This is a genomic window from Gemmatimonadota bacterium, from assembly GCA_041390105.1.
Classification (GTDB): Bacteria; Gemmatimonadota; Gemmatimonadetes; order Longimicrobiales; family Gaopeijiaceae; genus JAGQIF01.
In genome coordinates this window covers 1,426,080-1,449,320 of sequence record JAWKQO010000001.1, presented here as the reverse complement: position 1 = coordinate 1,449,320, position 23,241 = coordinate 1,426,080, and the positions used below count along the sequence as shown (strand labels likewise).

20 protein-coding genes are annotated in these 23,241 nt (G+C 68.3%); all 20 read left to right on the top strand.

All coding sequences use genetic code 11. From position 1 onward, the window contains the following. Positions 1–10 precede the first annotated feature (10 nt). The 20 genes from yajC to R3E10_06390 all read left to right on the top strand — a co-directional run bounded on the left by yajC (position 11) and on the right by R3E10_06390 (position 23,124). Positions 11–346, top strand: a complete 336-nt coding sequence (yajC, locus tag R3E10_06485; protein MEZ4415383.1) for a preprotein translocase subunit YajC — start codon at positions 11–13, stop codon at positions 344–346. Between the two features lie 29 nt (positions 347–375). Continuing rightward, the gene (gene def, locus R3E10_06480) at positions 376–891 is read left to right on the top strand and encodes a peptide deformylase (GenBank protein MEZ4415382.1); all 516 of its coding nucleotides are present in this window, start codon (positions 376–378) and stop codon (positions 889–891) included. Next, the gene (gene fmt / locus R3E10_06475) at positions 888–1,823 is read left to right on the top strand and encodes a methionyl-tRNA formyltransferase (GenBank protein MEZ4415381.1); all 936 of its coding nucleotides are present in this window, start codon (positions 888–890) and stop codon (positions 1,821–1,823) included. The genes def and fmt overlap by 4 nt, the downstream gene beginning before the upstream one ends. Continuing rightward, positions 1,820–2,488, top strand: coding sequence for a thiamine phosphate synthase (locus R3E10_06470; protein ID MEZ4415380.1), 669 nt, complete (start codon positions 1,820–1,822; stop codon positions 2,486–2,488). The genes fmt and R3E10_06470 overlap by 4 nt, the downstream gene beginning before the upstream one ends. Beyond that, on the top strand, positions 2,481–2,702 hold the full coding sequence (thiS, locus tag R3E10_06465; protein MEZ4415379.1) for a sulfur carrier protein ThiS: 222 nt from the start codon (positions 2,481–2,483) through the stop codon (positions 2,700–2,702). Before R3E10_06470 ends, thiS begins: the two co-directional genes overlap by 8 nt. 8 nt (positions 2,703–2,710) lie before the next feature. After that, positions 2,711–3,514, top strand: coding sequence for a thiazole synthase (locus R3E10_06460; protein ID MEZ4415378.1), 804 nt, complete (start codon positions 2,711–2,713; stop codon positions 3,512–3,514). Continuing rightward, the gene (locus R3E10_06455; protein ID MEZ4415377.1) at positions 3,511–4,818 is read left to right on the top strand and encodes a transcription antitermination factor NusB; all 1,308 of its coding nucleotides are present in this window, start codon (positions 3,511–3,513) and stop codon (positions 4,816–4,818) included. Before R3E10_06460 ends, R3E10_06455 begins: the two co-directional genes overlap by 4 nt. Then, positions 4,815–5,660 carry a PASTA domain-containing protein gene (locus tag R3E10_06450; protein MEZ4415376.1) on the top strand — a complete coding sequence of 282 codons (846 nt, stop codon included), beginning with the start codon at positions 4,815–4,817 and terminating at the stop codon, positions 5,658–5,660. Before R3E10_06455 ends, R3E10_06450 begins: the two co-directional genes overlap by 4 nt. Continuing rightward, positions 5,660–6,208: a TlpA disulfide reductase family protein gene (locus tag R3E10_06445; GenBank protein MEZ4415375.1), complete on the top strand. Its 549-nt coding sequence runs from the start codon at positions 5,660–5,662 to the stop codon at positions 6,206–6,208. Before R3E10_06450 ends, R3E10_06445 begins: the two co-directional genes overlap by 1 nt. Before the next feature lie 27 nt (positions 6,209–6,235). After that, positions 6,236–7,168, top strand: coding sequence for a CdaR family protein (locus tag R3E10_06440; GenBank protein ID MEZ4415374.1), 933 nt, complete (start codon positions 6,236–6,238; stop codon positions 7,166–7,168). Further along, entirely contained in the window at positions 7,165–8,226 is a 1,062-nt protein-coding gene (gene tsaD / locus R3E10_06435; protein ID MEZ4415373.1) for a tRNA (adenosine(37)-N6)-threonylcarbamoyltransferase complex transferase subunit TsaD, read from the top strand. Before R3E10_06440 ends, tsaD begins: the two co-directional genes overlap by 4 nt. Positions 8,227–8,234: 8 nt before the next feature. Beyond that, positions 8,235–9,086: a prolipoprotein diacylglyceryl transferase gene (locus tag R3E10_06430; protein ID MEZ4415372.1), complete on the top strand. Its 852-nt coding sequence runs from the start codon at positions 8,235–8,237 to the stop codon at positions 9,084–9,086. Positions 9,087–9,093: 7 nt separating this feature from the next. Further along, positions 9,094–9,951 carry a metallophosphoesterase gene (locus tag R3E10_06425; GenBank protein MEZ4415371.1) on the top strand — a complete coding sequence of 286 codons (858 nt, stop codon included), beginning with the start codon at positions 9,094–9,096 and terminating at the stop codon, positions 9,949–9,951. A gap of 17 nt (positions 9,952–9,968) precedes the next feature. Beyond that, positions 9,969–12,233, top strand: coding sequence for a BamA/TamA family outer membrane protein (locus R3E10_06420; GenBank protein MEZ4415370.1), 2,265 nt, complete (start codon positions 9,969–9,971; stop codon positions 12,231–12,233). 2 nt (positions 12,234–12,235) lie between these two features. Continuing rightward, positions 12,236–16,615, top strand: coding sequence for a translocation/assembly module TamB domain-containing protein (locus R3E10_06415; GenBank protein ID MEZ4415369.1), 4,380 nt, complete (start codon positions 12,236–12,238; stop codon positions 16,613–16,615). A gap of 176 nt (positions 16,616–16,791) precedes the next feature. Next, on the top strand, positions 16,792–17,616 hold the full coding sequence (locus R3E10_06410; protein MEZ4415368.1) for a zinc metalloprotease HtpX: 825 nt from the start codon (positions 16,792–16,794) through the stop codon (positions 17,614–17,616). A gap of 70 nt (positions 17,617–17,686) precedes the next feature. Continuing rightward, positions 17,687–20,575, top strand: coding sequence for an excinuclease ABC subunit UvrA (uvrA, locus tag R3E10_06405; protein MEZ4415367.1), 2,889 nt, complete (start codon positions 17,687–17,689; stop codon positions 20,573–20,575). A gap of 267 nt (positions 20,576–20,842) precedes the next feature. Continuing rightward, the gene (locus R3E10_06400) at positions 20,843–21,241 is read left to right on the top strand and encodes a CesT family type III secretion system chaperone (protein MEZ4415366.1); all 399 of its coding nucleotides are present in this window, start codon (positions 20,843–20,845) and stop codon (positions 21,239–21,241) included. A gap of 7 nt (positions 21,242–21,248) precedes the next feature. Beyond that, positions 21,249–22,094, top strand: coding sequence for a PspA/IM30 family protein (locus R3E10_06395; protein MEZ4415365.1), 846 nt, complete (start codon positions 21,249–21,251; stop codon positions 22,092–22,094). Between the two features lie 163 nt (positions 22,095–22,257). Next, positions 22,258–23,124, top strand: coding sequence for an aminotransferase class IV (locus R3E10_06390; protein MEZ4415364.1), 867 nt, complete (start codon positions 22,258–22,260; stop codon positions 23,122–23,124). Positions 23,125–23,241 lie beyond the last annotated feature (117 nt).

Below are 23,241 nucleotides of genomic sequence, written 5' to 3'. Positions count from 1 at the left end.
GGAGAACCGCGTGAACGTGAGCGCTTCGCTGCTGCTGGCCCAGCCCCGAGAGGGCGCCAACGGCGCCGTCGTCTTCCTGGTCCAGATGATGCTCTTCTTCGTCATCCTCTACTGGCTGTTCATTCGGCCGCAGAGGAAAGAGCAAGAGCGCTTCAAGCAGATGGTCGATGCGATCAAGAAGGGTGACGAGATCGTGACCAGCGGCGGTGTGGTCGGCACCGTGGTGCACGTGGCCGACGACCGTTTGACCATCAAGTCTGCCGAGTCCCGGTTGGTGATCGAGCGCGCCCGCGTCGCGCGCATCCTGTCCGGGGGGCAGTCCGCCGAAACGCAATCCGGCGCCTAGCCGATCGAGACAGCCGAGGAGTAGAGCCTTTGTCCATCCGCCCCATCCGCATCCTGGGCGATCCCGTGCTGCGCGAGTCCGCGGCCCTGGTCGAGTCGTTCGACGAGGCGCTGGCCGAGCTCGTCGAAGACATGTGGGAGACCATGTACCACGCAGACGGCATCGGTCTGGCTGCGCCGCAAATCGGTGTCTCCCAACGGATCTTCGTCATCGACGTGCGACGCTCCGACGAGGATGGCCCCGAGCCCCTGGCCCTCATCAACCCTACGGTGGTCGACTCCAGCAAGAAGACCGAGAAGGCGCCCGAAGGCTGCCTCAGCATTCCGGGGATGGAGGATGTGGTGACCCGTCCGATCGCCGTCCGGGTCGAGGCGCTCGATCTGAGCGGCGCTCCACTGGTGTTGGAAGCAGACGGCCTCTTTGCCCGCGCCCTCCAGCACGAGATCGATCACCTGGACGGAGTCCTCTTCATCGATCGGCTCAGCCCGCTGAAGCGGCGCCTGCTCCTCGAGAGGTGGAAGAAGGCGCAGGCGGACGAGGAATGAGGGTCCTCTTCTGGGGCACTCCCGAGTTCGCGCTCGCCTCCCTCCTCGCCCTGGAGAGCGAGGGACACCACATCGCAGGGGTGGTGACGCAACCCGACCGGCCCGCCGGACGGGGACGACGCCTGACCCCGTCGCCCGTGAAGCGATGGGCGGAACAGGAGGGCTACCGCGTGCTCACGCCGGAGCGTCCGCGCGGAGAGGACTTCCTGACCGACGTGCGGGATCTGGCCCCCGAAGTCTCAGTGGTCGTCGCGTACGGCCACATCCTCAGGCCCGAGGTACTCGATCTCCCTCCCCAGGGCTCGCTGAACGTGCACGCGTCCCTGCTGCCAGAGCTGCGCGGGGCCGCCCCCATCAACTGGGCGATCGCCCGCGGCCACGACCGCACCGGCGTCACGATCATGCGGATGGTCCCGGAGATGGATGCCGGCCCCATCCTTCTGCAGGCGGAAGAGCCCATCGGAGCGCGTGACACGGCAGCGGCGCTGGGTGCGCGCCTGGCGGAGCTGGGCGCGGAGCTGCTCGTGGAAGCCCTTGCCTTGCTCGAGGCGGGACAGGCCGTCGAGCAGGAGCAGGACCACAGCCGAGCCACGTTCGCTCCCAAGGTGAACCGTGAGGTCGCCCGCATCGATTGGTCGCGTAGCGCGACCGAGGTGGGTTGTCACGTGCGGGGCATGGACGCGCTTCCAGGCGCTTGGACGGAGCTCGACAGCCAACCGCTCAAGCTCTTCGACCCGACGCCTCTCGCGGAGGCCGTGCCGGACGAAGCGCCCGGGACGGTGCTGGTGGCTGACTCCACGGCAGGGTTCGTCGTGCGCTGCGGAAGCGGCGCCGTCGCGTTCGCTGAGGTGCAGCCGGCCGGAAAGGCGCGCATGCCGGTCGGCGATTGGTTGCGGGGTCGGGGCGCGGAGGCAGGTCAGCGCCTGCGGTGATCCGCGCGCTGCACGTCATCGCCGGTGCGGCCCTGCTGAAGGCCGGTGTCCCGCTGGAACCTGTGCTCCGGGCCGCGGCCTCCCAGCCCGGTCGGATCGCCTTGCACCTGCGAGCCCCGGAGCTCTCTGCGGCCGACCTCCTGGAAAAGACACGCGCGCTGCTCGGCGCACCGGGACTGCAGGTCCTCGTGAATGATCGAGTGGATGTGGCCCGGGTGGCTTCCGCACACGGAGTGCAGCTGGGGCAGGGTTCCCTGGACGCCACCGCGGCGCGCCGCCTGCTGGGAACCGCGGCCACCATCGGCGCCTCTGTGCACACGGCGGAAGAAGCCGCCGAGACACGCGTAGCCGACGCCGATTTCCTCCTGGTGGGCTCCATCTTCGAGACTGCCTCGCATCCGGAGCGAAGCGGTGCAGGGCCTGAGCTACTGCGGCGGATCTCGGCCCTGGAGGCGCGCCCTCTCGTCGCGATCGGAGGGATCTCCCCCGAACGGGTCGCGGTACTGTTGGACGCGGGTGCCGCCGGCGTCGCGGTCCAGACCGGTATTTGGGGCGCCGCCGACCCGGAGCACGCCGTGGCTGCCTATCTGCGCGCGTTGGAGGACGGAACAGCCGGAGCGCGAGGCGCGCTCGCGCGCCGACCGAACGAGCCTACGAATGTCTGAACGACCCGAGACGATTCCAGTCCGCCTGAACGGGAGCGAGCGCAACGTCCCAGCAGGGTTGAGCGTGCACGCCCTGCTCGAGCATCTGGATCTGGTGCCCGCCACCGTGGTCGTGGAGCGGAACAAGCGGATTCTCCGACGCGACCAGTACACGGATGAGCCGGTCGAGTCGGGAGACGAGCTGGAGCTGGTGCACTTCGTTGGGGGAGGATGACAAAGACGATGCAGAAGGACCTGGAGACAGCAGTCGCGTCCGACGACGTCTTCGTGATCGGTGACCGGACCTTCCGTAGCCGGCTGATCGTGGGGACGGGCAAGTACTCGGACAACGCGACCATGGTACGGGCACTGCGCGCCAGTGGCGCGGAGATGGTGACCGTGGCCGTGCGGCGGGTGGACCTGGATCGCTCGCAGGAGGAGGGCATCCTCCATCATCTCGATCCCTCCGAGTTCTTTCTGCTCCCCAACACTGCGGGGTGCTTCACGGCGGAAGAGGCCGTGCGCTACGCGCGTTTGGGCCGTGCAGCCGGGCTCGGTGACTTCGTCAAGCTCGAGGTGATCGGAGACCAGACCACTCTGCTGCCGGACACGGTGGCCACGCTGGAGGCCGCGCGGACGCTGGTGGCGGAGGGATTCCAGGTGATGGCCTACACCAATGACGACTTGATCATGGCCCTGAGGCTGGAGGATGCGGGCTGTGTCTCGGTCATGCCCCTGGCCAGTCCCATCGGATCGGGTCTGGGAGTGGTCAACCCGTTCTTCATCCGCGAGATCAAGCGCCGCTGCTCCGTTCCCATCATCGTGGACGCCGGGGTGGGAACCGCCTCGGACGCCTGCGTGACGATGGAGCAGGGCGTCGATGGCGTGCTCATGAACACGGCGATTGCCAAGGCCGTGCATCCGCCGGCGATGGCCGAGGCCATGAAGCTGGCTGTGCGGGCGGGGCGCCTCGCCTACCTGGCGGGGCGCATGCCTTCCCGCGAGATCGCGGTTCCGTCCTCGCCGTCACAGGGGATGCTCGACTGAGCGGCCGGGTCGGCCGCGCGACGGAGGAGCGCCGCGCGGTCGTGCAGGTCCTCCTCGCCATCGAGCGCGGGCGGCGCGCCGACCGTGTGTTCGAGACGGAGGCGCTGGCTCCCGAGATCCGCCCCTGGGTCCACCAGGTCGTGTACGGGGTCCAGCGCATGCGCGGCCGCCTCGACCACCTGCTGGGCGTGGTTTCCAGTCGCCCGCTGGCCGAGTTGGATGCGCCGGTACGGGCGATCCTGCGCGCGGGCCTCTACGAGGTGCTGTCGTTGGGCACGCCCACCTACGCTGGGATCTCCCAGGGGGTGGAGCTGGCCCGTGACGTGGTGGGTGAGGGCGCCGCCCGCCTCACCAACGCGGTCCTTCGCCGTGCCGAAGCCCTTTCCCACGACCCGGATGCCTTTCCGGCGTTCGAGGCCGACCCCCTCGGTCATCTGTCGTCGTGGGGCTCGCACCCCAGGTGGTTGGTGGAACGCTGGCTCCGCCAGTGGACGCCAGGTGATGTGCGCGCCCTCGTGGAGTCGAACAACCGTCAGCCCCCCGTCTTTCTGGTCCCTGCGGATGGCGATCCGCACCGCCTGCGTTCCGCGCTCGAAACCGAGGGCGTCGTCGGAGCTGCATTGGAGGAGGGGGTCGGCTCCGTCCGCCTGCCCGCAGGAACGCGGCTGCGGACCCTGCTCCCGCGCGTCCACGCCTTCGTGCAGGATCCAGGGGCGTCGCTGGTGGTCGGGATGATCGACCCTGGAGACGGGGCCTTCGTCGCCGACCTGTGCGCCGCGCCGGGGGGCAAGGCCCTGGGACTCGCGGCGCGCGGGCTGCGAGTGGTCGCTGCCGATGCCTCGGAGTCGCGCCTGCACCTCCTGGCCGCGAGCGTGCGACGTCTGGGGCTCGGGGTGACGCTGATGGTCGCCGATGCCGGCCGCCCGCCTTTGCGAAAAGCCCCGGTGGTGCTGCTCGACGCCCCCTGCACCGGGACCGGAACCTTGCGGCGTCACCCCGATGGACGCTGGCGCCTCAGACCGAAAGACATTCGAGCCATGGCCGGGGTCCAGGAGAGGCTCCTCGACGGTGCGGCGCCCCTGGTACCCCCCGGGGGCCTTCTGGTGTATGCCACCTGCAGCCTGGAGCCGGAGGAGAACCAGGAGCAGGTCGAGCGGTTTCTGAGCCGCCGTCCGGACTTTAGGTTGGAGGCGCCGCGGACCATGGACCCGCGGTTCCTGGACGAACGAGGCCGCCTTACGGTCCTGCCGCAGCAGAGCGGCTACGACGGCGCCTTCGCCGCTCGCCTCAGACGGGATTCATGAAGCCGATCAGCCCAGGAAATCAGAGCAAAGAAGCGCAGTCGAGCGTGATCGGGCCTCGTCGTCGGCCGCGCTCGGGGAACGCCGACGTGCGCCGCTGGCTCTCTGGCGTAAGCGGCAGCGGCTGGGGACGCGCGGCGGTGCTCGGCCTCGTCGGGCTTCTGGTCGGTTATCTGTTCTCCACCCGCGTGGTGTTTCCGGCTGCCCCGGCGCCCGAGAATCTGATCACCGTACCCGATCTGAGTGGGGAGGAGCTCTCGGAGGTCGCGGCTCGCCTTGAAGGCATAGGCCTGGTCGTCGGCGAGGTCGACTCCGTCAAGCATCCGGGGGTCGATATCGGCGGTGTGTTCGGACAGAGCCCGCTGCCCGGCCAGCGAGCGCTGCCGGGCTCGGCCGTCCGGCTGTCCGTGAGCAGTGGCCGGCAGGAGATCCGCGTGCCGGAGCTGGTGGGGGCGCCGCTCGACCAAGCCGTCGCGTTGCTGGAGGCGTCGGGCTTCACGTTGGCGCTGGACAGCGTGGAGGCGTCGGCGCCCCGCGGCACGGTGGTGGGGCTGGTGCCTGAAGCGGGGGACCTGGTCGAACTACCTGCGACCATCGGGGTGCAGGTGAGTCTGGGGCCCCCACTCGTCGCCATGCCGAGGTTGATCGGCCTGAGCGAGGAGGAGGCCACCGAGCAGCTGGAGGCGCTTGGTCTGCGGGTCGGAGACGTCGAGGTCCGCTTCCGCTTCGGATTGGATCAAGGAAAGGTGATCGAGCAGGAACCGGCGCCCGGGCGCCAGATCGAAGAGGGATCCACGGTCCGCTTGGTGGTGGGCCGGCGCGCTCGCGAAGGAGGGGGGAGCTGATGCGGCCGTCACGCGTGTACATGATCGCTGCCGGGACCGCGTTGGCGTTGATCGCCGCCGCCTGGATCAGCCGCGACAAGTTTCGCCCGGTGGGCCCGGGCGTGGCTGCGCCGACCTTCGCCTATCCCTCTCTCGAGGGGGACACGCTCGATCTGGCCGACTACCGCGGCAAGGTGGTGCTGGTGAACCTGTGGGCGACCTGGTGTGCTCCCTGCCGGTCGGAGATGCCGTCGATGCAGCGCCTGTACGAGGAGATGAAGGATCGGCCCTTCGAGATCCTGGCGGTCAACGTCGACGCCAGGTTCGGCGAGGTCGATGTGGGCGGACGGCCGGGCGGCGACGTGCCCGCGTTCGTGAGTGAGTTGGGTCTCACGTTCCCGATCCTGCTGAACCCGGCTGGCGAGATCCAACGGGAGTATCAGACCACAGGTCTGCCCGAGTCCTTCCTGGTGGGGCCGGATGGCGTGATCCGACGCAAGGTGGCGGGCGGGACCAACTGGGATCAGCTCGCGTACCGCGAACAGATCGAGCGGATGCTGACTCCGTGATCCGCGCGGCCGGAGCCCCTTCCTGACGTGAGTCGGTTGCAGGAGGTATTGGCGAAGAACGGGGCGCTGAAGGCAGCCGCGCTCGGCCTCGCCCTGCTGCTCTGGATTGCCGTACGCATCGACTCGCCCGCCACTCGAACCCTCGAGAACGTCCCGGTGACGGTCGAGCTGACCGACCGCAACTGGGCCGTGCGCACTCCACTGCCGGGGCCGGTGACCTTGCACTTCGAGGGGGCCACCCGCGATCTCCTCCGACTGGCCGGCAGCAACCCGAGCATCGTCATTCCCATCGAGGCCGTTTCGGGGGCCGATACCACGGTCGCGATCGAGCGCGACTGGATTCGGCTGGGGGGTCGCCTGGCAGGGAGCGTGCGGGAGGTTCAGCCGCCGGCACTGCGTTTGAGCTTCGAGCCCATGGAGTCGCGTTCCGTTCCGGTCACCGTGCGGGCCCTCGGGGGCCCGCCCGAAGGGCTGGCTCTTTCAGCACCGCTGACCACGGTTCCACGTAGCGTGCGGTTGCGTGGGCCGGCCACCGCCGTAGCCGCGCTGACCGAGATCCCCTTGGAGCCGCTGGCGCTGGGGGACTACCGTCGCGCCACCACCGTGACGCGCGCCGTGGACCTGACCGGGCATCGTGATCTGTCCGTCACGCCGGACTCGGTCACGGTGGTGATCACCCTCGAGGAGGAGGTCGAGCGCCGGATCGATGGGATCCCGCTCCTACCCGATCCGCGCGTCGGCGCGGTGCGACTGGAGGCGGACACGGTGAGCATCCGAGTCTTCGGGGCCCGCTCCCTGGTGGGACGCCTGGACACGGGGCCGCTGCTGGCACTGGCCCGTCCGCAGGCCGACGCCGTGGACACGACCTTCTGGACCGTCCGGCTCGAGGGACTGCCAGAGTTGCTGCGCGCGGAGGTCGATCCGCCCCGGGTGCGCATTCGCCCTCCGGAGGCGCCGTGAGCGACCTCTGGGTCATGGGCATCGAAACCAGCTGCGACGAGACGTCGGTGGGCATCGTGCGGGGCCCCGAGACGCTGGCTGCGCTGGTCATCCACAGCCAGGATCAACACGCCCTCTATGGAGGAGTGGTTCCGGAGGTGGCTGCGCGTGCGCATCTGGCCAAGATCGACGACGTGGTCGACGCCGCCTTGGTCCAGGCCGGCATCGGGTTCACGGATCTGGACGCCATCGGGGTCACGTCGGGCCCCGGCTTGATCGGCGCTCTTCTGGTGGGCGTGACCTGGGCCCGCGCTGCCTCTGTGGCGCTGGGGATTCCCTTGATCCCGGTGCACCACATGGAAGCCCATCTTTTTGGCGTGGCGCTCGACGATGCGGAGGCGAGGCCTCCTTTCGTCGGACTCCTGGTTTCCGGTGGTCATACCCTGCTGCTGTACGCGGAGGAGTGGGGTCGCTACGTGCTGCTGGGTTCGACGCGGGACGACGCTGCGGGAGAGGCGTTCGACAAAGTGGCCAAGATCCTGGGCCTGGGGTATCCGGGCGGGGCCGCGTTGGAGCGACTGGCCCGGGAAGGGGATCCCTCGCGGCATCCGCTGCCGCGGCCGATGGTGCGAAGCGACCAGGCGCCTGGGGACGACGACTACTACGATCTGTCCTTCTCGGGGTTGAAGACGTCTGCCGCCCAACTGGTGGCGGACCTGGATGCGACCGGTCGCCTCGATGGTGAGCGCCCCCATATCGCCGCTTCGTTTCAGGAAGCCGTGGTCGACGTACTGGTCGCCAAGACGAGACGCGCCGTTGCGGAGACCGGCGCTCCACGCGTGCTCCTGGGGGGTGGTGTGTCGGCCAACACGCGCCTGCGCCAACGCCTCGCCGCAGCGCTGGCCCCCAACGCGAGCGTGCACACGGCTTCGCTGCGGCTGTCCCTCGACAACGGGGCGATGGTGGCGCGCGCCGCTTTGTTCCGCTGGACTCGCGATGGCGCCGCGGTCCCTGTTTCCGCCGACGCCGCGCTGCCGTTTCCCGGTTTGCGCGCGGCCAGTCCCAACCCCAGCCGCTGAGGCCGCTCGTGTTTCCGATCCTCTTCCGCTTTCCGGAGTGGATTCCGATCCTGGGCGGGGAGCCCATCACCACGTTCGGCGTGATGATGTTCCTCTCGTTCCTCACGGCTGCTTGGCTGCACCGGAAGGAGATGGCGCGGGCCGGCTTCAATCCAGACCACACCTGGGACCTGCTCTTCTCTGCGGTGGTCGGTGGTATCCTGGGCGCGAAGCTCTACTACGTGCTGCTCAACTTCGACCTGGTCCTGGCCGATCCACGCTTCCTGTTCTCGCGGGGCGGGTTGGTGTGGTACGGTGGCTTCATCCTGGCCACTCTCCTCGTGGCTCTGCACGTGCGCCGCCTGGGATTGCCGGTACCCCGCATCGCGGACCTGACCGCGGCCCCGCTGGCGTTGGCCTATGCGGTGGGTCGCGTCGGCTGCTTCCTGGTCGGTGACGACTACGGACGGCCCACGGACTCCTGGGTGGGGGTCCGCTTTCCTGAGGGGTCGCCGCCCACAACCGTCGACGCGATCGAGCGCACCTTCGGCGTGCAGGTCGATCCTGCACTCGTGCAGCGTTTCGGCAACGTCGTCCCCGTGCACCCCACACAGCTGTACGAGGTCGGCATGTCGCTGCTGATCTTCGCGTTCCTGTGGCGGATCCGTCGGCACGCCCACAAGCCGGGCTGGTTGTTCATGACCTGGTTGTCGCTCGCGGGCATCGAGCGCTTCGTAGTCGAGATCTTCCGGATCAAGGACGACCGCTTCTTCGGTCCCTTTACGCTCGCGCAGATGATCAGCATCGGGCTCGTCGTAGCAGGCCTCCTGGGGGCCCTGCGCCTGCGCGGCGCTCCGCACGCTTCCACTGAGCGCGCTTGATCCTCCCATGCCCGTCATCCTGCAGGCCTCGGACCTCCACTTCGGCAAGCCACACGACTCGGAAGCCGCCGAGGCGCTCCTGGCAGCGGCTCGGCAGATCCGACCCGATCTGATCGTCCTGGCGGGCGACTTCACGCAGCGCGCCAAGCCGCGCGAGTTCGAGCAGGCCCGAGCTTTCATCGACCGCCTGCCCGAGGTACCGCGGGTGCTCACGCCGGGCAATCATGACGTGGCGCTCTATCGGGTGGCGGAGCGCCTGCTGTTCCCGTTCCGCAACTACCGTCGCTGGATCGAGGATCGCCTGGACTCGGTGACGCGGATCGACGGGTTGACCGTCGTGGCACTCAACACGGCGGCCCCCCGCACCGCCATCGTCAACGGCACCGTGCGTGAGGCGCAGTTGACCTACGCTCGGGAGGCCTTTGCGGAGGCGCCCCCTGGGGACCTCAGGGTCGCCGTGCTGCATCACCACATGGCCGTTCCAGGGGATTGGACCTACCATCCGCCGCTGCCGCTGCGCGGGCGGGTTCTGGACGTGCTCGAAGCCGCCGGCGTGGATCTGATCCTGAGCGGGCACCTCCACCGTGGCTTCGTGAGTCGAGCGGCGTGTGTGCTCCCGGAGCGGAGCCGGGACATCCTCATCGTCCATTCGGGAACCGCGACCTCCCGGCGCGGACGGGGGGCAGAGAAGGGAAAGAACACCTTCAATGTGGTGCACGTCGACGCGGAACATCTGACGGTCGAGCACCATATGTACTTCCGGAACGACGGTGTATTCCGACCTACCATCCGCCACGTGGCGCCGCGTCCACCCGCCAGCTGGCTCGCAGGGCGGGCTGGGTCCCCCGACTCGGGCGCGCCGTGACCACTGCCGGTGCGTCCATGCGCAAGACCCTCCAGCGAGCGTTGCTTTCCAGCCTGATCGGCGGCGCGACGCTGGCGAGTACCTTGGGCGCCCAGAGCCGTGAACCCGAGGTGGTGTCGCTGCGCTTCGAAGGCAACTCGGCCATCGGCCGTAGGGAGCTGCGGCAGTCGATCTTCACCAACGAGAGCGCCTGTCGTTCGGCGCTCCTGGCTCCCTTGTGCTGGCTGGGCGTGGAGGCGGCTCAAGAGCACTACACGATCAGCGCACGCATGCTGCAAGTCGATGCGGTGCGCCTGCGGGTGCTGTATGCGCAGAGAGGCTTCCGGCGGGCTACCGTGGAGCCGGTTCTCACCTACCCCGAGCCTGGGGATTCCTCCAAGGTCGACCTTCTGTTCCGGATTACGGAGAACGACCCCATCCTCATCGACTCGTTGACCTTTCTGGGGTTGGAGGAGCTGGATTCGGATCTCACGGGTGCTCTGCGCACGCATGTAGGGAGTCGACTGGACGGCATCGATCTGGCCGCGGACCGCGACTCCGTGCTGGTGCGGCTCCAGGAACAGGGCTACGCGCACGCCGAGATCTTCCGGGAGATCTTCATTCCCGCTTCGGCGCCCCTCTCGGCCCAGGTGACCTTCGACGTCTACACCGGTCCGCAGGCGCGCTTCGGCGCGGTGTCGTACGAAGCGGTGGCAGTCGACTCCGCGGCGGGTCCCACCCTCTCGGACGAGACGCTTCGACGGGCCGTCCGGATTCGTCCGGGACAGCCCTACGTGAAGAGCCGTCTGCAGAACGCCACGCAGGATCTCTACAGCATGGAGATCGTGCGCTTCGCGAACATCGCCGAGAACCTGGAGAACGATCCGGATTCGATCGTTCCGCTCCACGTGAGCGTCACCGAGGGGGACATCCATCGAGTCCGGGCCGCACTGGGCATGAGCAATGCCGAATGCCTCAACGGCGAGGGGCGTTGGACGAGCCGCAACTTCTTCGGCGGTGCGCGCCGCCTCCAACTGCGGGCACGCATCTCCAACGTCCTCGCTTCGGAGTTGAACAGCACGGCCTGCAGCGAGGCCGGCACGGGCGAGTTCGCGGGCTTGAACTGGCAGCTTGCCGGGGACTTCACCCAACCGTTCGTGTTGGGGTCGCGCACCTCGCTCCAGTCGAGCGCCTTCATCGAGCGGCAGGCCATCCAGGACGTATTCATCCGCAATGCCGTAGGAGCGACGGCAGCGCTGACGCGCGACATCGGAAGTGGGCAGCTGGTCTCGCTGTCATACCGGCCCCAGGTGGCGCGGCTGGACGCAGCCGAGTTCTTGTTCTGCACGAACCTGCTGGTGTGCAACCTCCAGGACATCATCGTGCTGCAGGGGAACAACTGGCTGACGCCGCTCGGATTGACCTACACGCGCTCGCGCATCGATCAGATCCTGAATCCCACCCGCGGCTTCACGGTCCTCCTGGACGGCGAGTACGCGGCCGCCTGGACGGGGTCGGACTTCGGATATCGGCGCTGGCTCGGAGAGGTGGCGTGGTACCGTCGCCTTTCTGAGCAGGTGGTCTTTGCCACGCGTGCGCGGGCGGGCAACGTGACGCCGAGTGAGTTCCGCGGCTTGTCCACCAATGAGACGGGGCTGGCGATCATCCACCCGCAGAAGCGCTTCTACGCGGGGGGCGCCAGCACCGTGCGCGGGTTCCGGGAGAACCAGCTGGGCCCCCGCACGCTGGCGGTCGAGCTGGAGCGCCTGGTGATCCCGGCGGAGGGCGGCGCGGCCGTCTGCGCACCCGCTGAGGTCCAGCTCCTGACCTGCGACGCCACCCCTCTGCTCGATGTTGCCGGAGCGTTCAGCCCGAGACCGACCGGGGGGAGTCGGGTAGCGTTGGCCAGCGCCGAGCTGCGCGTGGACTTCGGCGAGACGGCGCTCCAGGGGGCTGCCTTCCTGGACGTGGGACAGGTGTGGGATGAAACAGGGTCGTTCTCACTCTCTGATCTGGAGCCGTCTCCAGGCGTCGGGGTGCGGTACTTCTCCCCGATCGGCCCCATCCGTCTGGACGTGGGGTATCGATTCGCGGAAGCGGAGATGTTGCCCGTGGTGACGTCCCAGATCCGCCGCTACGACCCGGACCGCGATGCCGGTCGGACGCCGTTCGAGGTGGACGGCGTGGAGTACGTACGGAGCGACGACCTGGCGCTGTTGAGGCCGCGCGTGCTCTTCGGCTCTGCGGACCGCTGGTCGCTCGACCGCTTCCAGTTCCATCTCTCGATCGGACAGGCGTTCTGACGGTGCGCGTGTCACGGTGGGTGCGCGGAATCGCATTCTCGATCGGGGTGGTGGTCATCCTGGTGATGACGACCACCTTGCTCTTGGCGCGCACCGCCCCGGGACGGTCCCTGGTGCTCTCGCAGGCCCTGGAGCGCGCGCGGGCGCTGGTCAACGGCTCGCTCGAGGTGGGCGCGTTCGGTGGAGGCGACCTGTTCGAGCAGGCCTCCCTGATCGACGTGGTGCTCCGGGATCCCGACGGCATGCCGCTGCTCACCGCCGACTCGATCCTGGTCGGCTATTCGGCCTGGTCGTTGCTCACCGGGAGCCGTGAGCTTTCGTCCCTGGACGTGCACGGCGCGCTGCTGGTCCTACGCTCCCAGGAAGGGGGGTGGAACGTGGCCCGCGTGTTCGCGGACACCGCGGCGGTCCCGGCGGCCCAGCCGGCCGTCGCTGACTCGACCGACACGGGGCTGGTGGGACCTGCTCGCTTCGTGCTGCGCAACGTCGAGCTCCACCGCACCAGCATACGCATCGAGCCGCCGGACGGGCGCCCGCTCCAGTTTTCAGCGATCGATGCGGAGCTTCCCCGCGTCGTGCTGGGGGGCGCGCAGGGCATCGACGTCGCGGAGATCTACCGGCTGGGATTCCAGGCGGCCCTGCTGGAGGGCACGGTGGACGTGCAGGAGATGGTCGGTCGCGTCGAGCACGAAGCCAACCAACTTCGTGTGGAAGTGGCCCGGCTGCGGCTTCCGGAGTCCGAGGCGAAGGGCGGGGTGCAGGTTTCGTGGAGTGACTCGACGGGCGTCGTCACTGCGCTTCAGATCGACGCGCGGCCGGTCGCCCTCGAGGAACTGCGCTGGCTCCTTCCCGAGTTGCCACAGGGGCGTGTGCAGGGGCACCTCGAAGGAGCGCTCGCGCCCGGGAGCAGCCGCTGGTCGTTCTCCGAGGCGCGCTACGAGGGTCGCGGCGGAGCACTCACGGCGAGTGGCGACCTGACGTTCGATCCCGACCTGCGATTCGAGCGCATGGCCCTCTCGGTCGAGAATCTGGATCTGGCGCTGTTGGAGCCCTGGCTCCCCGACACGACCCTGGCCTGGGGCCGCGTGGATGGGACAGCGCGCGTGGACGGCCCCCCGTCGCGACTCGCGCTGGATGCGAACCTCACCCTCCGCGATCCGGCCGGAGCGCTCACGCCGTCGCGGCTTGTCCTCGACGGTGTCGTGCGAACGGGCCGGACGGTCGGAGCGAGCGACCTGCGCGTGGTGGGGCAACCTTTCGACTATGCGCTCTTGCACCGCTGGGGCGGCCCAGGCTGGCTGTCGGGTCCCGGCGAGTTCGACGTCCGCGTCGACGGCACGCTGGCGGAGGGCCTTCAGCTACAGGGTTGGGTGCAGAAGGGAAGCACGGCCGCCCCCCCCACGCGTATCGCGGCGGATGTCCGCCTGCAGCGCCCAGCGGGCGAGGCGCTGGGTGTACTTGGCACCTTGGATCTCGAGCCCCTCCGCCTGGTGGACCTGATGGCGCTGGCCCCCGAGCTCGAGCCGCGAGGCGAGGCTCGCGGACGAGTGGAGGTTTCGGGAACGGTCGAGGCACTGCAGCTCACCACCGACCTCGAGACCAGCGGTGGACCGCTGGACGTGCGTGCCCGCGTGACGCGCGTCGGCGGCCGAGCCGCCGTCGAGGTGCAGGGAACGCTGGCAGCCTTGGACCTCTCCGCGCTGTCGGGCAGCGTCCCGGAGCGCACGGCGGTGAACGGCTCGGTGGATCTCACGCTGGGCCCCGCCGAGGGTGCGTTGACCGCAGCGTTGGACCTGACTTCGTCGCGCCTGGCCGGTATCCAGATCCGCCAGGTGAGCAGCGCGTTGCGTGTGGACGAGGGCGTGCTGCGCCTCGACTCGTTGGCGGCCGCGTCGGCGCTGGGGCGACTGGACGCACGGGGCACTCTGGCGTTGGAGCCCGAGGCTCCCGAGGGTGCGCTGCAGATCGCGTTGACGGAGGGCACGCTCGCGGGCCTGCGACCGCTGGTCTTCGGAGAGGAAGGCGACCTGCCGGTGGGCCTGGCCGAGGTGCGGCGCCGGTTGGAGGCTCTGGAGGGCTCGCCGGCCGATACCAGCGCCGTCGACCTGGGTGGAGCCTTCGAGCTGCGCGGCACGCTGCGCGGCACTGCACGCGCGCTGATCGGCGAAGGGCGGGTCGAGTTCACCGATGCCGTCTACAAGGGGATCCGGGCGGAACGCGCGGTGGCGCAGGTGGACCGCTTCGACCTGCAGAGCGGCGATCTCGAGGCACGCGTGGAGGGCACCGCGGTGGCGCTGCTGGACCGTCCCTTCCAGTCCGCCACGGGCACAGTGGGATTGTCCGGGGGCCGCGGCCGGGTGGTCATGGAGCTGGTCCGCGAGAGCGGCACCGTGTTCGCCGCGGGCGAGATCGATGCAGATTCGACGGCGACCCTGCTGCACGTGGATCAGTTCTCGCTCGTGGACCAGGGCGAGCGCTGGAATCTGGGCGGTCCGGCGCGACTGGCCTGGGGGCCGCAGGGGCTCGAGGTCCGGGACCTGACGCTTCTGCGGTCGGGAGTGGAGACCTTCCGTCTCGACGCCAACGGGACCCTGCCCAGGGACGGCTCGGGCTCCTTGGCGGTAGAGGTGCGCGCCCTCGACCTGGCGCGCATCAGCCGGGTCATCGCGTTCCAGGAGAACGACATCGAGGGCCTGGTCGATCTGAGCCTCGACGTGACGGGGACGCTGGGCGCCCCGGTCATCGAAGGCAAGCTCGGCGTACGTGACCTGCGCTACCGCGTGGTGCGCTTCGATCTGTTGGAAGGAGACCTGGACTATCGTGGCCGAGTGTTGCGCGGCTCGGTATTCGGATGGAGAGGCGGGCGTCGAGCCGTTCGCATCGAAGGAACCATGCCGGCCGATCTGGCACTCGTGGGAGTCCAGGACCGGATCCCCGAAGGACCGGTCCGGTTGTCGATGCAGGCGGACTCTGTTCCTCTCGCCAACGTGCTGGGGTTCTTCCCCAACTACGAGCAAGTCGAGGGCGAGCTCTCTGGCAACTTCGTGGTGGCCGGCACGCCCAGCGACCTTCAGCCGTCCGGTGCCGTGCGCCTGACCGGTGGTGCCGCGACCCTGCCCGACTTCGGGATCCGCCCCTCCGAGGCTGACGGCACCTTCGAGCTGACACCCAATGGAGTCGTGACGGTCGACGCTACGCTGCGCGAAGGCGGGCGGGCACGCGTCACCGGTACGCTGAATCTGAATCCCATCGCCGATCCGGGGTTCGATCTCGATATCGTCACCGTGGATCGGGACGTGGTGCGCGCCGCGGCCCGGCGCGAGATGGAGGCCCGCGTCGCGGGCAGCGTCCACCTCGGTGGCAGCTATCGCCGCCCCGAGCTGACGGGCCAGCTGAATGTGCGCGAGGGAGTCCTCTACCTCGACGAGTTCGTTCGCGCGGCCACCATCGTCGACCTGACCGACCCGGCGCTGGCGGAGTTCGATCGCGAACTTCTGGCGCTCGAGCCCATCGTGCGGGAGAGCCAGAACCCGTTCATCCAGAACCTGCGAGTGACCGTCGACGTGTCGATGGACGGCAACGTCTGGTTGCGCAGTCCCGAGATGAACGTGGAGATGGCCGGCGCCCTGCTGCTCACCTTTGACCGCTCCAACCGGACGCTGGCCATGCTGGGCGATCTGAACGCCCTGCGGGGCACCTATCGCGTCGTCGGCCGCCAGTTCGACGTGCAGCAGGGGACCGTGCGCTTCCTGGGCACACCGGGGGTCAACCCCACCTTGGAGATCACGGCACTGAATCGTCTGCGCACTGCCGGGAGTGGTGGCCTCGATATCACGGCCAGCGTGGATGGCACCATGCTGCGGCCCGAGGTTCACCTCACCAGCGATCTCCCCGGCGCCACCCAGGAGGACCTGATCAGCTACCTGCTGTTCGGGCAGCCGCAGGCGGCGCTGTCCCAACTCGCGCGCCAAGGCGGCTCCGTCCTGGGGTCGGCAGGGCTCACCCTCACGTTGGGCGCCCTGGCCAGCCAGGTGGGCTCATTGGTCGCAGAGGAGCTCCCGTTCGACTACCTGGCAGTCACCACCCAGCAGGCGTTCAGCCAGGGAGTGAGCCAGAACGCCGTGGTCGCGGGACTGCGCACGGCCGAGGTGGAGGTGGGCAAGTACGTCGCCGACGATGTGTTCCTGGCACTGATCCTGAGTCCGTTCGCCTCCCAACGCTTCTCCGGCTTCAGGGTGGAATGGCGCCTCTCGGACGAGGTCGGTGTCGAGGGCTTCGTGGAGCGTAGGCTCGCGCAGCTGGGGGCGACCGGGTTCGACGAGCTGCTCTTCGACCTCAGACGGGTCATCGGCGTTCGTTTGTTCCGGGAGTGGGGTTACTAGCAGAAGGAAGATCTGCTGGTCCTGCGTCCCGCGGGGCTGCTGCACATGCCGGGAGCGGGCCGACGGCCGCCCTGGGGCAGGCAGGGCCGGGGCCGGCACCCGGGGATCCCGTCAGGGTAGAAGAGACGATTCCCGGGGTGTTTCCCGGGAGGGCTTCACAACCGGGGGATGTACGGATGCAGAGAACCAAGGTCTTCGGGCTCATGGCGGTCATGACAGCCATGCTGGCCATCGTCGGCGGCGTCTTCGGGGGCCGAGGCGGAGCGCTGACCTTCTTCCTCTTCGCGGCGCTCATGAACTTCGGGATGTACTGGTTCAGCGACCGCATGGTGCTGCGCATGTACCGCGCCCGGATCGTCGGACGCGAAGACGCTCCCGATCTGTATGCCCTGGTCGATCGCTTGCGGCAGCGAGCTGGGCTGCCCATGCCCACCGTCGCGCTCGCACCGCAGAAGCAGCCCAACGCGTTCGCCACCGGACGTAACCCCGAGCATGCCGTGGTGTGTTGCACCACCGGGTTGTTGGAGCTCATGAACGAGCGTGAGATCGAAGGCGTGCTGGCCCACGAGCTCGGACACATCAAGCATCGGCACATGCTGACGGGAACTGTGGCCGCGACGATGGCCGGTGCCATCGCCTCGCTTTCGCGCTGGGGGTTCTTGCTCTCGCGCGGCGAGGACCGCAATCCATTCGTCGGCATCGCCATGATGATCGTAGCGCCCATCGCGGCTGCGATCGTGCAGATGGCCATCAGCCGCCAGAATGAGTTCCAGGCGGACCGCGCCGCTTCCGAAATCGTAGGATCACCGCACGGCCTCATCAGCGCGCTCGAGCGGCTGGACGCTGCCTCTCGCCGCATTCCCATGGACGTCAACCCGGCGGCGGCCCAGCTGGCCATCGTAAACCCGCTGGCTGGCGTGCGTGGCATGGCCTTCACCAAGCTCTTCAGCACGCATCCGCCGACCGTCGAGCGGATCGCGGCTCTGAGGGCGCTGGCCTAGAGCCCGGCGACCGATGAGCCGTTGGCGTTCACCGGTCACAGGCCTCTAGCCGACCAGGGAGGAGCGGACTCTGCCGGCTTCCAGCGATCCGCGCGAGCAGCTCGTCGTACGGGGTGCTCGCGAGCACAATCTCCAGAACATCGACGTTTGCCTTCCCCGAAACCGCCTGATCGTCATCACGGGTCTGTCGGGTTCGGGGAAGTCGTCACTGGCCTTCGACACCATCTACGCCGAGGGCCAGCGTCGTTACGTGGAGTCTCTGTCTGCCTACGCCCGTCAGTTTCTGGGACTGATGGAGAAGCCGGACGTGGACACGATCGAGGGCCTCTCTCCGGCCATCTCGATCGAGCAGAAGACGGTGAGCCGCAACCCCCGCTCCACCGTGGGCACGGTCACGGAGATCTACGACTACCTCCGACTCCTGTACGCGCGCGTTGGAACCCCTCACTGCCCATCGTGCGGCGCGGCGGTGGAGCGTCAGTCCGCCACCCAGATCGTCGGGCGCCTGCTGGAGATGGGGGAGGGGACCCGCATCGAGGTGCTGGCGCCGTTGGTGCGGGGAAGGAAGGGCGCCTTCCGGGACCTGTTCGAGAAAGCGCGCAAGGAAGGGTTTGTGCGGGCCCGGGTGGATGGAGAGACCTACGACCTCAGTGACCCACCCACGCTCAACCGCTACGAGAACCACGAGATCGGGATCATCGTGGACCGACTGTCGATCAAGGACGAAGAGCGGGATCGGCTGGCGGACTCGGTGGAGACCGCCCTCAAGGCAGCGGAGGGCGTGGTGGAGGTGACGGAGCATCGCGGCAAGACCCAGGTGCGGCATCTGTTCAGCGAGCACTACGCCTGCGTGGAGTGCGGGACCGATCTTCCGGAGCTGGAGCCTCGCCAGTTCTCCTTCAACTCGCCCTACGGTGCCTGCCCCGACTGCGGCGGACTGGGGACCCGCAAGGAGGTCAACCCGGACCTGTTGCTCGCGGATTCCTCCGTCTCATTGCTGGAGGGCGTCGTCCTTCCCTGGGGGGAGCCCACTGGAAACCTGAGGCACTCGGTGATTCCTGGTCTCGCCGACGCCTACGAGTTCGAGCCCAACCAACCCTGGGTGGAGCTGTCCAAGGAGGCGCAGCGCGCCATCCTGCACGGCTCAGGCAAGATGAAGATCCGCTTCCCCTACCGGGCAGGCTCGACCAAGGGGTTCTACGAGGATCGCTGGGAAGGGGTGGTGGCCAGTGTGGAGCGGCGCTACGCGGAGACCAAGTCGGATCAGGTTCGCACCCAGCTCGAGGACTACATGTCCACGCTCCCGTGCACCGCGTGTGGGGGCAGCCGCCTGCGGAGAGAGTCGCTGGCGGTCACGGTAGGGGGGCGATCGATCTGGGACGTGGTGGACGCACCCATCGACGAGGTACTGGACTTCGTGGGGCGCGTGCGCGTCGCGGGCGAGAAGAAGCCGCGCAAGGCGATCGACATGCGGCCGCTCCCGGCCGAAATCGCAGGACCCATCCTCAAGGAAGTGCGGGAGCGGCTCGGCTTCCTCACCGACGTGGGGCTCGGCTACCTGACCCTCAGCCGTTCGGCCGAATCGCTTTCGGGTGGCGAGGGACAGCGCATCCGCCTGGCGACGCAGATCGGCAGTCGTCTGGTCGGCGTGCTCTACATCCTGGACGAGCCGTCCATCGGACTGCACCAGCGCGACAACGATCGCCTCCTTGCCACGCTGGAGCGGCTCCGCGAGTTGGGCAACACGGTCATTGTCGTGGAGCACGACGAGGACACCATCCGGGCTGCGGATCACATCGTCGACCTGGGTCCGGGGGCGGGTCGGGCCGGAGGTCGTGTGGTGGTCGAGGGCACGCTGGCGGACGTGATGGCCTGTGACGCGTCTTTGACGGGAGCCTATCTGAGCGGTCGCCGAGACATTCCGCTGCCTGAGCACCGGCGCGGTCCCGAGAATGGCTCCCTGGTGGTGCGCGGCGCCCGCGAGCACAACCTGCGCGAGATCGACGTGGAGATTCCGCTGGGGTGCTTCGTGGCCGTCACAGGCGTCAGCGGCTCCGGGAAATCCACGCTGGTCAACGAAACCCTCTATCGCGCCTTGGCGCGCCGGCTCTATCGATCCAAGGCACTGGCGGGAGCGCACGACGAGATCGAGGGCATCGAGCGGGTGGACAAGGTCATCGAGGTCGATCAATCCCCGATCGGCCGGACGCCCCGCTCCAATCCGGCCACGTACACGGGCGTCTTCACGCCGATCCGTGACCTGTTCGCGAGCCTGCCGGAGTCACAGATGCGCGGCTACTCCGCGGGTCGCTTCTCCTTCAACGTGAAGGGCGGGCGCTGTGAGGCCTGCGCGGGAGACGGGCTGGTCAAGATCGAGATGCACTTCCTGCCGGACGTGTACGTGCCCTGCGACGTCTGTCGTGGCAGGCGCTACAACAGGGAGACGCTCGACGTCTACTACAAAGGCAAGAACATCGCGGACGTCCTCGACATGACCGTGGAGGAGGCCGTGGAGTTCTTCGATGCTGTGCCGCGGATCCGAGAGAAGCTGGCCACCCTGGCGGACGTGGGCTTGGGCTATGTCCACCTCGGTCAGGCGGCCACGACCCTGTCCGGCGGCGAGGCGCAGCGGGTCAAGCTCGCCACCGAGCTCTCCAAGCGCGCCACCGGAAGCACGGTCTACATCCTCGACGAGCCTACGACCGGCCTGCACTTCGAGGATGTGCGCGTGCTCCTGGAGGTGCTGCATCGTCTCGTCGAGCTCGGTAATACGGTCGTGGTCATCGAGCACAATCTGCAGGTGATCAAGACCGCCGACTGGATCATCGATCTGGGCCCCGAGGGTGGGGCGGGTGGCGGGCGCGTCGTCGCGTCGGGGGCGCCGGAGTCGGTGGCGGCCAACTCCCGCTCCCATACCGGCCGCTATCTGGCACCCCTCCTGGCGGCCACACCGGTCTAGCCAGGCAGAGGCCAGGCGCCGGGCTGCGCGGCTCGCCTCGCCGTGGGCCGCGCGCTACCTTCAGGGACGCAACTCCCTCTGAAACCGAGGCTTGGGGGACTGCGTACGGACCGAAGCCCAGGGGAGCGGGGTCGGCTGAGCCGGCCTGGCTGAACATGACCGCCCCCTGGACCGTAGCATGGACGATCACGCGCTCGGCGGCGGGGGCCCGCCGCGACCGGGAGGCACGGGCCTTCCGGGCCCGAGCCTTGCCTGAGAACGGAAACCATGGTGAGCCGAGACGATCTCGAGAGCTTCCTGATCCGCATGGACGTGGATTACACGGAGGTCGCCGAAGGAATGTTCGTGGTGCGCTCCCGGGAGGGAGGGCCCACGGTGGTGCTCCACCATTCCCCGCCACTCCTGGTGGCGCGGCTGAAGGTGATGACGCTGCCGGAGAAGAACGGGTTGGCAGACCTCTACCGGACGCTGCTCGAACTGAACGCCACCGATATCGTGCACGGCGCCTACGGGATCGAGGGGGACGAGCTGATCCTCTCACACACGCTCGAGCTCGAAACGCTGGACTACCATGAGCTGCAGGCTTCGCTGGAGAGCCTGCAACTCGCCGCTTCCGGACACTTGGACCGCATTCGCTCCCTCGCGTCCGCCGGCGTGGAGGGCTGAGAGACCCATGGGCATCCTGCAGAAACTCTCGACGGTCTTCAAATCGAACATCAACGACCTCATCGCCCGGGCAGAAAACCCGGAGAAGATGCTGAACCAGATCATCCTCGACATGAGGGATCAGCTGGCGAAGGCGAAGCGAGAGGTCGCAGCCGCCATTGCCGATGAGCGCAAGCTCCGGCAGCAGCTGGACGACGAGGTCAAACAGGCACGGGAGTGGGAACACCGAGCCATGCTGGCGGTCAAGGAGAATCGGGACGACCTGGCCAAGCAAGCGTTGATCCGTCAACAGGAGCATGCGGGTCGTGCCGCTGCCCTGGAGCAGACTTGGACCGCGCAGTCCGCGGAGACCGAGAAGCTCAAGAACTCGCTGCGCCAGTTGAACGACAAGATCGAAGAGGCCAAGCGCAAGCGGAATCTCCTCATCGCCAAGCAGAAGCGCGCCCAGGCCCAGAAGCGCATCCACGAGACCATGGCGGGCCTGTCAGACACGTCTGCCTTCGAGGCCTTCAACCGCATGGCGGAGAAGATCGAAGAGCAGGAGCGCCAGAGCCTGGCCTCCGCCGAGGTGACCGAAGCGTTGCGCGGCGACACGCTCGAGGACGAGTTCCTGCGTCTCGAGTCCGGAACCGGGGGCTCGGATGTGGAGGGACGGCTCCTGGCGCTCAAACAGCAGATGGGCCTGCTCGGCGCAGGTGAAGCCGGTGAGCCCAAACAGCTGTCGGCAGGCGACGAGGTGGCCGAAGACGAGGATGAGAACACCCCGGTGGCCGCCGATTCCGCCGACAACGTGGTGCGTGACGCCGAGCTGCTCGAGGAGTTCGAGCGGTTGGAGCGCAAAGGGTTGAACTGAACCGGGGGCGTCCATCGGTTGGAGGTGCAACGGCACCTCCACCAGAGGGACCGATCCGACCCGCGCCGATCCGCAGTGGTGGGCGGCGTGGCGGGATGCAGTGGCACGTGGGTGGCGCCGGCCTGGCGTCACCCACTTCTCGTTCGATGCGGAGGCTGGATCCGTGAGCGTGGTCTACCTGAATGGGGCCTACCTGCCGGCGGCGGAGGCGATGGTGCCGGTGGACGATCGAGGCTTCCTCTTTGCCGACGGGATCTACGAAGTGGCTGCGGCCTACGAGGGCCGCTGGCTGCGCCTCGATGCACACCTCGCCCGCATGGCGTCTGGGCTCGCGGCGCTCTCCATCGACTTCGATCCCGCGAGTCTGGTGGCCGTCCATGACGAGTTGTTGCGCAGGAACGGACTTGCCAACGCGCCGGCTGCGATCGTCTACGTGCAGGTGACGCGCGGGGTGGCCCCGCGGTCGCATGCATTTCCCACTCCGGCCGTGGCGCCTACCGTATACGCGTTTGCCAAGGAGTTCCGCCGTCCCGATCCGGTGCGCTGGAGTGAGGGCTATTCCGCGATCACCGTCCCCGATCCTCGCTGGGCCCGCTGCGATATCAAGTCCATCGCGCTGCTGCCCAACGTCCTGGCGCAACAGTCAGCCGTAGCGGCGGGCGTCGACGATGCGTTGTTCGTCAAAGACGGGATCGCGATCGAAGGTGCCCACAACAACCTGTTCGCCGTGTTCGGCGGTACGGCGGTGACCTACCCCAAGTCCAACTACATCCTTCCGGGCATCACGCGCGACCTGGTGTTGGACCTGGCGCGGGCGCGAGGCATCCCGGTCGAGGAGCGACCCATTCGCCTCGAATCGCTCTGGGATGCGGACGAGCTCTTCACCACGGGGACCACGACGGAGGTCCGCCCGATCGTGAGCGTGGATGGTCGCCGGGTGGGCGGTGGCCGCGTCGGGGCGGTCGCCCGGACGTTGCACGAGGCGTTCTCGGAGGCGGTGGGCGCGCTGGCATCCGGCGCCGTGACGTGACGCGAGGCCCCGTCCTCGCGCTGGCGGCGGCGCTCGCACTGGGCGGTTGCACTCTCCTGGGGACGCCGGCTCCGCCTCGGGGTACCGTGCCCTGTTGCGGTGGAGGTGCCGGTGACC

What these genes read in the sequence shown, in the direction of transcription:
- fmt (MEZ4415381.1), top strand. Translation starts at nt 888, where the DNA reads ATGAGGGTCCTCTTCTGGGGCACTCCCGAGTTCGCGCTCGCCTCCCTC.
- thiS (MEZ4415379.1), top strand. Translation starts at nt 2,481, where the DNA reads ATGTCTGAACGACCCGAGACGATTCCAGTCCGCCTGAACGGGAGCGAG.
- R3E10_06460 (MEZ4415378.1), top strand. Translation starts at nt 2,711, where the DNA reads ATGCAGAAGGACCTGGAGACAGCAGTCGCGTCCGACGACGTCTTCGTG.
- R3E10_06450 (MEZ4415376.1), top strand. Translation starts at nt 4,815, where the DNA reads ATGAAGCCGATCAGCCCAGGAAATCAGAGCAAAGAAGCGCAGTCGAGC.
- R3E10_06445 (MEZ4415375.1), top strand. Translation starts at nt 5,660, where the DNA reads ATGCGGCCGTCACGCGTGTACATGATCGCTGCCGGGACCGCGTTGGCG.
- R3E10_06425 (MEZ4415371.1), top strand. Translation starts at nt 9,094, where the DNA reads ATGCCCGTCATCCTGCAGGCCTCGGACCTCCACTTCGGCAAGCCACAC.
- R3E10_06420 (MEZ4415370.1), top strand. Translation starts at nt 9,969, where the DNA reads ATGCGCAAGACCCTCCAGCGAGCGTTGCTTTCCAGCCTGATCGGCGGC.
- R3E10_06410 (MEZ4415368.1), top strand. Translation starts at nt 16,792, where the DNA reads ATGCAGAGAACCAAGGTCTTCGGGCTCATGGCGGTCATGACAGCCATG.
- R3E10_06400 (MEZ4415366.1), top strand. Translation starts at nt 20,843, where the DNA reads ATGGTGAGCCGAGACGATCTCGAGAGCTTCCTGATCCGCATGGACGTG.
- R3E10_06395 (MEZ4415365.1), top strand. Translation starts at nt 21,249, where the DNA reads ATGGGCATCCTGCAGAAACTCTCGACGGTCTTCAAATCGAACATCAAC.